Origin of the sequence: Sphingosinicella microcystinivorans (genome assembly GCF_003634215.1) — a bacterium.
Lineage (GTDB): Bacteria > Pseudomonadota > Alphaproteobacteria > Sphingomonadales > Sphingomonadaceae > Sphingosinicella > Sphingosinicella microcystinivorans.
Genome location: NZ_RBWX01000007.1, coordinates 283,234 through 294,624 on the forward strand (window position 1 = coordinate 283,234; position 11,391 = coordinate 294,624).

Consider the following 11,391-nt stretch of genomic DNA (forward strand, 5'->3'; position numbering starts at 1 on the left):
CGGCGAGACTAGGGGCGCAGGGTTAAAGGCGGGTTTAAGCGCCCCGCCGGCCCAGAAGGCGCAGGCGCAGGGCGTTCAGCTTGATGAAGCCTTCGGCATCGCGCTGGTCGTAGGCGCCTGCGTCGTCTTCGAAGGTCACGACCTTCTCCGAGTAGAGCGAGTTCGGGGACTTGCGGCCGACGACCCAGGCCGAGCCCTTGTAGAGCTTCAGGCGGACGGTGCCGGAGACCTTCTGCTGGCTGTGATCGATGGCCGCCTGCAGCATCTCGCGCTCCGGGCTGAACCAGAAGCCGTTGTAGACCAGCTCCGCATAACGCGGGGCGAGCTCGTCCTTGAGGTGCGCGGCGCCGCGGTCGAGCGTCAGCTGCTCTATGGCGCGGTGCGCGGTGTGGTAGATCGTGCCGCCCGGCGTTTCGTACATGCCGCGCGACTTCATGCCGACGAAGCGGTTTTCGACGAGATCGAGCCGCCCGATACCGTGCTTGCGGCCAAGCTCGTTGAGCTTTTCGAGAAGCGTCGCAGGGCTGACGCCTTCACCGTTCAGCGCAACGCCGTCGCCGTGTTCAAAGTCGATGGTGATGTATTCGGGCGTGTCGGGCGCGTCTTCGGGGTTCACTGTGCGCGAGAAGACGTAGTCGGGGACTTCCTCCCACGGGTCTTCGAGGACCTTGCCTTCAGAGGAGGTGTGGAGGAGGTTCGCGTCGGTCGAGAACGGCGCTTCGCCGCGCTTGTCCTTCGAAACCGGGATCTGGTGCGCCTCGGCGAACTCGATGAGGCGGGTGCGGCTGGTGAGATCCCACTCGCGCCAGGGCGCGATTACCTTGATGTCGGGGTTGAGGCCGTAATAGCCCAGCTCGAAACGGACCTGGTCATTGCCCTTGCCGGTGGCGCCGTGGCTGACGGCATCCGCGCCGACCATTTTGGCGATCTCGATCTGGCGCTTCGCGATCAGCGGCCGGGCGATCGACGTGCCGAGCAGGTACAGACCCTCGTAGAGCGCATTCGCGCGCATCATCGGGAACACATAGTCCTTCACGAACTCTTCGCGCAGGTCGTCGATGAAGATGTGCTCGGGCTTCACGCCCATCAGCTCCGCCTTCGCGCGCGCCGGCCCGAGCTCTTCACCCTGGCCGAGATCGGCGGTGAAGGTCACGACTTCGCAATTATAGGTCTGCTGAAGCCATTTCAGGATCACGCTCGTGTCGAGACCGCCCGAGAAGGCCAGAACCACGCGCTTGATATCAGACATCCAACCAGACCTTTCGCGAAAAACCGAAGTACGCGCGCCCTTCGCATTGATGAACGGCATATTCAAGGGAGAGTCAGCGTGGGCTGCGTATAGGCAGGTAATCAGATGCTGAAACGGAGTACCGAAGTGACCAAATTCCTGATGATCGGCGCATCGGCTGCCGCGCTGATGGCGCTGCCGGCGATCGCCGAGACCGCGGGCGCCTCTGGTCCCGAAAAGGCCGCGCGCTGGAGCGCCCCCGAAACGCGCGCCGACCTTGAAAAGAAGATCGCCGAGCGCTTTGCCGCTGTGGACACGAACAAGGACGGCGCCGTTACCGAGGCCGAAATCAAGGCCCACGCGGAAGCCCGCCGCGCCGAGGGCGAGAAGAGGATGGCCGAGGCCCGCACGCGCATGTTCGAATCGATGGATGCGGACAAGAACGGTCAGATCAGCCGCAGCGAGTGGGATTCGCACCACGCCGGGATGAAGGCCAAGTGGGCCGAGCGGCGTGAGACCGCGCAGGCCGATGGCAAGGACCGCCGCGAGATGCGGATGAAGTTCAAGGATGGTGAAGGCCGCAAAGGCCACCGCATGATGCACCGCGGCGGAATGGGCTGGGGCGGCTTCGGCGAGAAGGGATTTGAAACCGCTGACGCCAACAAGGACGGTCGCGTCACGCTCGCCGAGGCGAAGGCGAAGGCGTTTGCGCGCTTCGACGCCGCCGACGCGAACAAGGATGGTACGCTGAGCCCCGAAGAGCGCCGTGCGGCGCACGAGGCGAGGCGCGCGGAACGTCGCGCAGAGCGCGGCGACAGCTGATCGGCACGTCCCAGTCCGATCTGCTGTATTGAGAGCGCGGGGCGCCGTTTTCGATCCCCCCTGTCGGAAACACGCCCAAAACGCGCGGAGGGCCGGCATTCACTCCTCGGGAATGCCGGCCCTCTGTCTTTTCAGGGGATCGCTTCGCACAAGACGACTCGACTTCGCGCGTGAGCCCGATAGCTTTCAACAAAAGCATAACCGGGGAGATCGGCCATGACTGGAGGAATCAGGGTTAGTCTGAAGTGCGAAAATTGCGGCGGCACGGATTTCGCGATGTCAGAGAAACCAGCCGAACGCGACTGGATCGTCTGCACGGAATGCGGAAAGGGCCTGACGACCATTGCCGCGTTCGATGACGAGGTGGTGCGGCTCGCGCACGATGCCGTGCGCCACTTCGATGAGGCTAGAACCGCGCTCTGAGGCGCAGGGCGGCGCCCATGTCGTCGTCGAGCGCGGCGATGTGGCCGGGGTCTCGGCGCCAGAAGAGGTTCGTGTCGAGGTGGCCGAAGTCGGCGAGGGGCAGCGACCATGCGGCTTCCACGCTGATTTCGCGGCCCGAAGGCGCGAGCGTGAAGGTGCGGCGGGTGTAGCCTGCCGTTTCGGTTTCGTAGTCGTAGCTCGTCGGGATATCGGCGCGGAGCGCGCCGCCTTCGACGCGGAGCGGCTGGGCGATTCGCACCGAGACCGTATCGCCGCGCATGGCGACGCCTGATTTCGTAACGTCGAACGCGAAGGCGAGGCTGCGCAGCGCATTCGCGCCGGAGATGAGGCCCCCGGAGGCGACGTCGAGATGTGTGAGGCCGCCGCGTGCCTGCGCGGCGATGCGCCAGCCGTGCCCAGCGTCCATCGCCCAGTCGAGGCCAAGAAAATCGCTCGACGCGCGCGTCAGCCCGAGCGCGGTCGAGCCTTCGGCGCCGAGAATGCTGCCGCTTTCGTCAAGGCGGCTCCACGTGACGGTGACGTCCGATGCGCCGATCTGGCGCGATGCGCTGGCGGCGAAGAGCGTCACGGGGTCGGCGTTCCGGCGGCGATCCCATGCGTTGCCGGGGCGAAGCGATTCGGTCTCGCCCGTGCCTGCCGCCATGCCGAAGGTCCATGCGCCGATCCGCTGGCTGACCGCTGCCGCCCGCGTGCCCACAACGGACACGCCGTCGTCGCGAAGCGCGTCTCCGCTCGCGATGAAGCGCGATCCGGGTGCGCGCGTGCCCGCCATGTTCGCAAGAAGATCGTCCGCCCCGTATCCGGCTGCAAATCCGATGCCGGTGCCGGGCGTGACGCTGCCGGTGGCAAAGCCGCGCGTGATCCGCGCGTCCGCGTCTGCTCGGGCGTCTACGCCGCCGGACTGCGCGAGGCCGAGCCATGGCCGCGTGCTGACAGCGGCGTTCCACGACAGGCTGTAGCCGGCGATGCCGAGTGCGTCGCGCGCTTCTTCGGTGTTGGTCTGGAGCGCGGCGGCGAGGCGCGGCGCGGGGGTCGCGCGCGAGATACCCGTGCCGAGATCGGCGACGTAAGCCCGATCGTAGCTGTCGAGGACAACCACGTCCGAAAGCGCGCCGGTAAGATCGCCGCCGTCGCCGAGCGCGCCGCCGAGCACGGCAAGCGATCCCGCATCGCCGGTGACGGGCACGGCGCTGCCCGCAAGCGATGTGGCGCCGATCGGCGAGAAAGCGCGGATGAGATCGAGGATGCCCTGCCCGAAAACACTGTCGTCACCCGCCGTTCCGGCATCCCGTGCGGTTCGGAACAGGATATCGATGATCTCGTCTGCCGAGAGGCTGGGAAATGCGTCCGCAAGCAGCGCAACGGCCCCGGAAATCCCGGGCGCGGCGTAAGAGGTGCCGCCGAACAGGTAGGCCGTGCCGGTATGATCGAAACTGCGCACGCGTTCGCCGAGTGTGGCGAGATAATATGCGGCGTAGCTGCCCGCCCGGTTGCTGAAGTCCGAAAGCGCATCGGTATCGTTGACCGAGCCTGCGATGATGACACGGCCGCGGGCGGCAGGATCGGCGGCGATCTGGGCGAATGGGTCGGGATTCGCGAGGCTGTCGTTGCCCGCCGAGATGACGACGATGACACCCGCGGCAGTCGCGTTCGCGATCGCTGTTCGCAGACGCGAATTGGGGCCTTCGCCGCCAAGCGACATGTTGATGACGCGCGCACCCGCTGCAACGGCTGTATCGATCGCGGTGGCGATATTGCTGTCGGAGTGCGAGCAGCCGTCGCTTGCGGCGCAGGTGCCGGGGGTATCGGTTCTCAGCGCGATCAGCGTCGCATTGAAGGCGAGGCCGTGCATACCGCTGTCGTTCTTCGCCGCCAGCGCGACGGCGGAGACCGAGGTGCCGTGGCCGTCGGCATCGTCGATGCCGCGTGTGCCCGCGATATCGCGGCTTGCCGGATCGATACGGCCCGTGAATTCGGCGCTCTGGATATCGACGCCGCTGTCGATGACGGCGATTTTCACGCCTGCGCCGGTCGCGCCGTCCTCGTAGGCCGCGATCGCACCCGCCGACGCCGCAGCGTTGGAACGATTATATTCGGGCGTATCGTAGACGGGACTTGGCGTGGGTGTCGGGGTGGGCGTGGGTGTCGGCGGCGGTGTGACCGTGCCCGGCGCCACGGGGCGCGTGCCGCCTCCGCCGCCGCCACATGCGGCGAGAAACGCAGCCATGCACAGCGCCGAAACGGCAGTGATTCCACGAAGTTTGGCCCTGACGCGTAGGCGCATATCCGCCAGCACCCCTGTTATTCCGTTCGCACCCCTGATGGCAGAATCGTCGCGCAAAGGCATTACCAAATGCTTGCGGAATCGACCGACCGCAGCCATGACCCCCGCATGGACGCCTTCGGCCACATCGAAACGTGGATTTTCGACCTCGACAACACGCTCTATCCGCCGCGCGCGAACCTGTTCGCGCAGATCGACGAGCGGATGGGCGCCTTCATCATGCGCCTGATCGGCTGCGATGCCGTGGAAGCGCGGCGCGTGCAGAAGCGTTTCTTCCACGATCACGGCACGACGCTGCGCGGTCTGATGGACGGACACGGCGTCGCGCCCGCCGAATTCCTGAACTTCGTGCACGACATCGACATGGGTGTGCTGGAGGCCGATGGCCGCATGGCGGACGCCTTCGCGAAACTGCCGGGCCGCAAGCTGGTGTTCACCAACGCCGACACCACCTATGCCGAGAAGGTGCTGGACCGGCTTGGCCTCGGCGGCGTGTTCGAGGCGGTTTACGACATTCACGCCATGAACTACCGGCCAAAACCCGACCCGGCTGCTTATCAGGGCTTCTGCGCGGCACACGGCATCCGGCCCGAACGCGCGCTGTTCGTGGAGGACATGGCGCGCAACCTTGTGCCCGCGAAGGCGATGGGCATGACCACGGTGTGGGCGGATAACGGCGCAGAAAGCGGCAGCTATCAGGCCGACCACGACAGCATCGACCACCGGATCGCCGATGTCGGCGACTGGCTTCATTCCATAACGACAGGGGTAAACGCATGACCGATCTCGCCGCCATCATCGACCAGGCCTGGGAAGAGCGCGAGGGCCTCGGCCTTTCCACGACCGGCGCAGTGCGCGAAGCCGTGGACGCCGCGATCGAAGGGCTGGATGCGGGCACGTACCGCGTCGCCGAAAAGGTGGATGGCGACTGGCGTGTCAACCAGTGGCTGAAGAAGGCTGTGCTGCTGTCATTCCGTCTGAACGACAATGCCGTTGTCGACGGCGGCGCGGGCGGCGCTCCGGCGTTCGACAAGGTGCCCTCGAAGTTTGCCGGGTGGGGCGAAAACCGTTTCCGCGCGGCGGGATTCCGCGTGGTGCCGGGCGCGACGGCACGCCGGGGCAGCTATATCGCCAAGGGTGCCGTGCTGATGCCGAGTTTCGTGAACATCGGCGCCTATGTGGGCGAAGGCACCATGGTCGACACCTGGGCCACCGTCGGCAGCTGCGCGCAGATCGGCAAGGGCGTGCACATTTCGGGGGGCGCGGGCATCGGCGGCGTGCTGGAGCCGCTGCAGGCCGGGCCGGTGATCATCGAGGACAACTGCTTCATCGGCGCACGCAGCGAAGTCGCCGAGGGCGTGGTGGTGGAGGAGGGCGCCGTGCTCTCCATGGGCGTGTATCTTGGCGCTTCCACGAAGATCGTAGACCGCGCGACGGGCGAAGTGACGCGCGGACGGGTGCCTGCCTATTCGGTGGTGGTGCCGGGGACGCTGCCGGGCACGGACGGCGGGCCGGGGCTTTACTGCGCGGTGATCGTGAAGCGCGTCGATGCGCAGACGCGCAGCAAGACGGGCATCAACGAACTGCTGAGGGACTAAGCGGCGGCGCTCTGGATCGCGGCGGCGCGGCGGCGTTCGACCGAGGAGCCGATGCCCATCGCTTCGCGGTATTTGGCGACGGTGCGGCGGGCGATGTCGAAACCGGCATCGTTCAGCAGCTCGACGAGCTTGTCGTCGGACAGGATCTTGCCGCCGCGTTCACCGTCGATGAGTTCGCGGATCTTGGTCTTTACCGATTCGGCGGAGACGGCTTCGCCGCCGTCCGCCGCCTGAATCGCCGAGGTGAAGAAGTACTTCAGCTCGAAGAGGCCGCGCTCGCACGAGAGGTATTTGTTCGAAGTGACGCGGCTGACGGTGGATTCGTGCATCCCGATCGCGTCAGCGATGGCGCGGAGATTGAGCGGTTTCAGGTGCTGGACGCCGTGGAGGAAGAACGCCTCCTGCTGGCGGACGAGCTCGGTCGCGACCTTGATGATGGTGCGCTGGCGTTGATCGAGCGCCTTGATGAGCCAGTTGGCGGATTGCAGGCAGTCCGACAGGAACGTCTTGGCGGTTTTTCCGCCGACGCCCGATAGCTCCGCATAATAGCTGCGGTTGACGAGGAGGCGCGGCAGCGTCGCGGCGTTGATCTCCACCGCCCAGCCGCCCGCCGCGGTGCGCGCGACGAAGATGTCGGGCATGATCGGCTGCGGCGGCTCGCCGCCGTAGGCGAGGCCGGGCTTCGGATTGTAGCTGCGCAGCTCGGAGATCATGTCGGAGAGGTCTTCGGCATCGACGCCGCAGATGCGGCGCAGCGTCGCCAGCTCGCCGCGCGCGAGAAGATCGAGATTGGTGAGCAGCGTCGCCATCGCCGGATCGTGGCGGTCTGCCTCGATCGCCTGCAGCGCGAGGCATTCGCCGAGTGAGCGCGCGCCGACGCCGGTCGGCTCGAAGGTCTGGATGATCTTCAGCACGGCCTCGACATCGGCGGTGGGCACCTGCAGGCGCGCGCCGATTTCATTGAGATCGCCGGTGAAATAGCCGCTTTCGTCGATGAGATCGATGATATGGCGGGCGATGATCTGCTGGATATCGTCCACGCCGGCGAGCTGGGCGAGGAGCGTGTCGTGGAGCGAGAGGTCGGCGGCGAGCGTGGCGTCGAAGCCTTCGCTGTCCTCGCCGCCGCCCGCGCCTGCGACGGTGGGGCCCGCGACGCTGAGGCTGCCGTCGAGGCCGCCGGTGCCGGGGGCGGGCATGTCGCTCGCGCAGTCGTGGTGGAAGGTTTCGGCGGTGTGGTCGACGTCGAGCGGTGCATCTGCATCGCCGGCGCCTGCCGCGATGAGCTGGTCCGAGCCCGCCGGATCGGGTGCCGACCAGTCGTCGGAGGCGATTTCGGGGGTATCGGAGGGCTCGGCTGGAGCCTCGCCCGCCGCTTCGAGCAGCGGATTCCGTTCGAGCTCGCCGTTGATGTAGCTTTCGAGCTCGAGGTTCGACAGCGCCAGCAGCTTGATCGCCTGCTGCAGCTGGGGGGTCATCACCAGCTGCTGCGAGTGCCTTAGATCAAGACGGGGACCGATCGCCATGGCGCTAAAGGCTGAAACCCTCGCCGAGGTAGACCTTGCGCACTGTTTCGTCGGCGACGAGGGCCTCGGGCGTGCCCTCGAAGAGCACGCGGCCATCATAGATGATGCAGGCGCGGTCCACGATCTCAAGCGTTTCGCGAACATTGTGGTCGGTGATGAGGACGCCGATGTTGCGGTCCTTCAAATGGCCGACGAGGTTGCGGATGTCGGCGATCGAGATGGGATCGATGCCCGCGAACGGCTCGTCGAGGAGCATGATCGAGGGGTTCGCGGCGAGCGCGCGGGCGATCTCGCAGCGGCGGCGTTCACCGCCCGACAGCGACATGGCAGGCGCCTTGCGGAGCCGTGCGATCGAGAATTCGCCGAGCAACTGATCGAGCCGCGCTTCGCGCGCTGCGGGGTCCGGCTCCGAGACTTCGAGCACGGCGCGGATATTGTCTTCCACCGTCATACCGCGAAAAATCGAGGTTTCCTGGGGCAGATAGCCGACGCCGAGCGCGGCGCGGCGATACATGGGAAGGCCGGTGATATCGATGCCGTCAAGGAGGATGCGGCCCGAATCGGGCATTACCAGCCCCATGATCGAATAGAAGCACGTCGTCTTGCCCGCGCCGTTCGGCCCAAGCAGTCCGACGACCTCGCCCCGCCGTACGCCGAGCGACACATCGCGCAGCACCACGCGCTTGTCATAGCGCTTTCCGATGGACACGACAGCGAGACCGCGTTCGGTATCGACCGCGGGAGTCTCGTCCTCCATCGTCATGACTTCGCTCATGGCGGCTTTCTACCTCACGAATACTTAACGACAAATGCAGGCTGGCGCCCAATTGGCGCAATTTGTGCATGGTCGGTTTCGGCAATGCAAGCCGAACGGCACCAAACAGAATAAAAAGGATCGTTTAGGCGGTTACTGCGAACCGCGCGGGGGCACCACGAAGCGGCCGGTGACGCGGGGGCCGCCGTCCGTCGAGCTTGCCGAGCCGTCGAGCGTGGAGCGGCCGTTTTCAAGGTCGATGACCAGCCGCTCGCCGCGCAGCACGCTATCGCCGCGATTGAGCACGACGCCGCCGACAAAGGTGATCTGGCGGGTCTGGACATCGTAGATGCCGAGGCGCGAACTTACACGTTCGCTGGGGCTGACAAGCTGCACGCCGCCTTCGGCATCGAGCCGGTTGATCGCAAGATTACCGCCCGCGGCATTTTCGTAGAACACGCGCATCGTTGCGGCATTCAGCGTCATGTTGCCTTGCACGACGCGCACCGCGCCCGAAAAGATCGCCTGCGAATCACGGTCGCGCACCTCGATACGCGCCGCGTCGATATCGATGGGCGCGCGCGTGTCGTGTCCCTTCAGCGCCGAGTTGCCGAAGCCGCTCTGCGCGGACGCGGAGAGGGGGAGGGTAAGCGCTGCTGCGGCAGCGAGGAGAAGGGCGGAGCGGATCATCGCTGCGTAATCCGCATTTTCACGCCCCCTGACAAGGTGACAACGCGCGTTTCCATGTCGGCATCGAGTCGGGAGGCTGAAAACGAGCCGAGCGGCATACGCCCGCTGACCCGCCCGACGCTCGTCACCTTGCGGGTCGGCAGGCTGACCGCGACGTCGCCGGTTTGCAGAACATAGCCGTCCGGGCGGTGGAAAACGACCGGGCCGAGGACATTGAGCTTTTCCGCTTCCAGATCGTAGCGGCCGCTCGGCGCGGTGACGGTGGCGATACCTTCCTGCATCGTGAGGCGCGCCTCGATGCGCTTCAGCTCCACGACCGGTTCGTTCGAGGTGCGCTGCACGGCCTCGTCCGCGAGGATGCTGAAGGGGCGGCCCTTGCTGTCTTCACCGCGATACATCGGCGCTTCCATGCGCAGGCGTTCGCCGGCCTTTTCAACGCCGTCGCGCGACAGGATGAAGCTGAATTCCTGCTGTGCGGTGAGCGGCCAGACGAGGCAGGCGAGCAGGATAAGCGCAGCGGTGGCGGGCAGCAGGCGCTTCAGGATGGCGACCTGGCGATCCCACGCGCTTCCGGGCATCGCCCAGCGGCGGCGGTCGCTGGCAAGTTCGTCTGCGGCCTGCGTCATCGTTGTTCAGCTCAGCTTTCGTGGCTGAAAATATCCTTGTCGGCCCAGCCGGCAAGGTCGAGCGCTGCGCGCGTCGGGAGGAAATCGAAGCACGCCTGCGCCAGCGCCGTGCGCCCTTCCCGCTCCAGCCGTTCTTCGAGGATGGCCTTGATGCGGTGCAGATAGCGCACGTCGGACGCGGCATATTCGATCTGCGCCTCGCTAAGCGTTTCGGCACCCCAGTCCGACGACTGCTGCTGCTTGGAGATGTCCTGCCCGATCACCTCACGCGCGAGATCCTTGAGACCGTGGCGGTCGGTGTAGGTGCGGATAAGCTTCGAAGCGATCTTGGTGCACCACACGGGCGCCATAACGATGCCGAGATACTGCTGGATGAGCGCGACGTCGAAGCGCGCGAAGTGCAGAATCTTGAGCCGCGACGGATCGGTAAGCACAGCCTTCAGGTTGGGCGCATCGAACTGGCCGAGCGGGAATTGCACCAGATGCTCGTCTCCACTGCCGTCCGAAAGCTGCACGACGCAAAGCCGGTCGCGCAGCTGGTTGAGGCCCATCGCCTCGCAGTCCACGGCGATGGCGCCCGGGGCGAAGACGTCGGCGGGCAGGTCGCCCTTGTGTAGATATGCGGTCAATCCTGTTTCCCTTCACGGCGCCGCCTTGCCCGGCGCGACAGCATGTTCAAAACCTCGACCAGAACCGAGAAGGCCATCGCCGCGTAGATATAGCCCTTGGGCACGTGCGCGCCGAAGCCTTCGGCGATCAGCGTGGTGCCGATCATCAGCAGGAAGCCGAGTGCGAGCATCACGACAGTGGGGTTCTTGTCGATGAAGTTGGCGAGCGGGTCTGCGGCGAGCAGCATGCATCCCACCGCGACGATGACGGCGACGACCATGATCGGCACGTGTTCCGTCATGCCCACCGCCGTGATGATCGAATCGATCGAGAAGACGAGATCGAGCAGGATGATCTGTGTGATCGCCGATCCGAAGCTCATCACGGCCTTGCTGGTATCGAACACATCGCCGCTCGGATCCGGATCAACGCTGTGATGGATTTCCTTCGTGGCTTTCCACACGAGGAACAGGCCGCCGGCGATGAGAATGATGTCTCGCCACGAGAAGCCCTGCCCGAAAAGTTCGATGACCGGCTTCACCAGGGTGACAATGAACGCGACCGTCGCGAGCAGGCCGAGGCGCATCAGGAGCGCAAGGCCGATGCCGATCCGCCGCGCCTTTTCGCGCTGGCCCTCCGGCAGCTTGTTGGTGAGGATGGAGATGAAGATCAGGTTGTCGATGCCGAGCACGACTTCCATCGCGATCAGAGTGATCAGCGCCGCCCAGGTCGCCGGCTGCAGAAACAGTTCGATAAGGCTTTCCATCATCCGCCTGTCTTAGCGTGGGTTGAAGCGCGCACAAGAATTCGAGC

At 65.6% G+C, this 11,391-nt stretch carries 12 protein-coding genes; 4 read left to right on the top strand and 8 right to left on the bottom strand.

From position 1 onward, the window contains the following. Positions 1-34 precede the first annotated feature (34 nt). A complete protein-coding gene (locus tag DFR51_RS01690) occupies positions 35-1,249 on the bottom strand; it encodes an argininosuccinate synthase (RefSeq protein WP_121049588.1) in 1,215 nt (404 codons plus the stop codon). Between the two features lie 126 nt (positions 1,250-1,375). On the opposite strand from DFR51_RS01690, the gene DFR51_RS01695 reads away from it, so the two are divergent. Beyond that, entirely contained in the window at positions 1,376-2,050 is a 675-nt protein-coding gene (locus DFR51_RS01695; RefSeq protein ID WP_243446529.1) for an EF-hand domain-containing protein, read from the top strand. A gap of 276 nt (positions 2,051-2,326) precedes the next feature. Then, positions 2,327-2,473, top strand: coding sequence for a hypothetical protein (locus tag DFR51_RS18910; RefSeq protein WP_160119113.1), 147 nt, complete (start codon positions 2,327-2,329; stop codon positions 2,471-2,473). On the opposite strand, the gene DFR51_RS01700 is transcribed toward DFR51_RS18910, so the two are convergent. Next, positions 2,457-4,721 carry a S8 family peptidase gene (locus DFR51_RS01700; RefSeq protein WP_160119114.1) on the bottom strand — a complete coding sequence of 755 codons (2,265 nt, stop codon included), beginning with the start codon at positions 4,719-4,721 and terminating at the stop codon, positions 2,457-2,459. The two genes, DFR51_RS18910 and DFR51_RS01700, sit on opposite strands and share 17 nt — an antisense overlap. A gap of 126 nt (positions 4,722-4,847) precedes the next feature. On the opposite strand from DFR51_RS01700, the gene DFR51_RS01705 reads away from it, so the two are divergent. Further along, positions 4,848-5,558, top strand: coding sequence for a pyrimidine 5'-nucleotidase (locus tag DFR51_RS01705; RefSeq protein WP_243445574.1), 711 nt, complete (start codon positions 4,848-4,850; stop codon positions 5,556-5,558). Then, positions 5,555-6,376: a 2,3,4,5-tetrahydropyridine-2,6-dicarboxylate N-succinyltransferase gene (gene dapD / locus DFR51_RS01710; protein ID WP_121047321.1), complete on the top strand. Its 822-nt coding sequence runs from the start codon at positions 5,555-5,557 to the stop codon at positions 6,374-6,376. The genes DFR51_RS01705 and dapD overlap by 4 nt, the downstream gene beginning before the upstream one ends. On the opposite strand, the gene rpoN is transcribed toward dapD, so the two are convergent. The 6 genes from rpoN to DFR51_RS01740 all read right to left on the bottom strand — a co-directional run bounded on the left by rpoN (position 6,373) and on the right by DFR51_RS01740 (position 11,344). After that, a complete protein-coding gene (rpoN, locus tag DFR51_RS01715; protein WP_121047322.1) occupies positions 6,373-7,899 on the bottom strand; it encodes an RNA polymerase factor sigma-54 in 1,527 nt (508 codons plus the stop codon). The genes dapD and rpoN overlap by 4 nt on opposite strands. Before the next feature lie 4 nt (positions 7,900-7,903). Then, positions 7,904-8,674 (bottom strand): LPS export ABC transporter ATP-binding protein, encoded by a 771-nt coding sequence (gene lptB / locus DFR51_RS01720; RefSeq protein ID WP_121047323.1) that lies wholly within the window; start codon positions 8,672-8,674, stop codon positions 7,904-7,906. Positions 8,675-8,806: 132 nt separating this feature from the next. Next, complete coding sequence (locus tag DFR51_RS01725; protein WP_121047324.1) at positions 8,807-9,343, bottom strand: LptA/OstA family protein; 537 nt, start codon at positions 9,341-9,343, stop codon at positions 8,807-8,809. Further along, entirely contained in the window at positions 9,340-9,969 is a 630-nt protein-coding gene (gene lptC / locus DFR51_RS01730) for an LPS export ABC transporter periplasmic protein LptC (RefSeq protein WP_121047325.1), read from the bottom strand. The genes DFR51_RS01725 and lptC overlap by 4 nt, the downstream gene beginning before the upstream one ends. Positions 9,970-9,980: 11 nt before the next feature. Further along, positions 9,981-10,598, bottom strand: coding sequence for a ribonuclease D (locus DFR51_RS01735; protein ID WP_121047326.1), 618 nt, complete (start codon positions 10,596-10,598; stop codon positions 9,981-9,983). After that, positions 10,595-11,344 carry a TerC family protein gene (locus DFR51_RS01740; protein WP_121049594.1) on the bottom strand — a complete coding sequence of 250 codons (750 nt, stop codon included), beginning with the start codon at positions 11,342-11,344 and terminating at the stop codon, positions 10,595-10,597. Before DFR51_RS01740 ends, DFR51_RS01735 begins: the two co-directional genes overlap by 4 nt. Between the last annotated feature and the right edge of the window lie 47 nt (positions 11,345-11,391).

Excerpts from the sequence above, each read along its gene's own strand:
- DFR51_RS01725 (WP_121047324.1), bottom strand. The coding sequence starts at position 9,343 with ATGATCCGCTCCGCCCTTCTCCTCGCTGCCGCAGCAGCGCTTACCCTC.
- lptC (WP_121047325.1), bottom strand. The coding sequence starts at position 9,969 with ATGACGCAGGCCGCAGACGAACTTGCCAGCGACCGCCGCCGCTGGGCG.
- rpoN (WP_121047322.1), bottom strand. The coding sequence starts at position 7,899 with ATGGCGATCGGTCCCCGTCTTGATCTAAGGCACTCGCAGCAGCTGGTG.
- DFR51_RS01740 (WP_121049594.1), bottom strand. The coding sequence starts at position 11,344 with ATGGAAAGCCTTATCGAACTGTTTCTGCAGCCGGCGACCTGGGCGGCG.
- DFR51_RS01705 (WP_243445574.1), top strand. The coding sequence starts at position 4,848 with ATGCTTGCGGAATCGACCGACCGCAGCCATGACCCCCGCATGGACGCC.
- DFR51_RS01690 (WP_121049588.1), bottom strand. The coding sequence starts at position 1,249 with ATGTCTGATATCAAGCGCGTGGTTCTGGCCTTCTCGGGCGGTCTCGAC.
- DFR51_RS01700 (WP_160119114.1), bottom strand. The coding sequence starts at position 4,721 with ATGGCTGCGTTTCTCGCCGCATGTGGCGGCGGCGGAGGCGGCACGCGC.
- lptB (WP_121047323.1), bottom strand. The coding sequence starts at position 8,674 with ATGAGCGAAGTCATGACGATGGAGGACGAGACTCCCGCGGTCGATACC.
- DFR51_RS18910 (WP_160119113.1), top strand. The coding sequence starts at position 2,327 with ATGTCAGAGAAACCAGCCGAACGCGACTGGATCGTCTGCACGGAATGC.
- dapD (WP_121047321.1), top strand. The coding sequence starts at position 5,555 with ATGACCGATCTCGCCGCCATCATCGACCAGGCCTGGGAAGAGCGCGAG.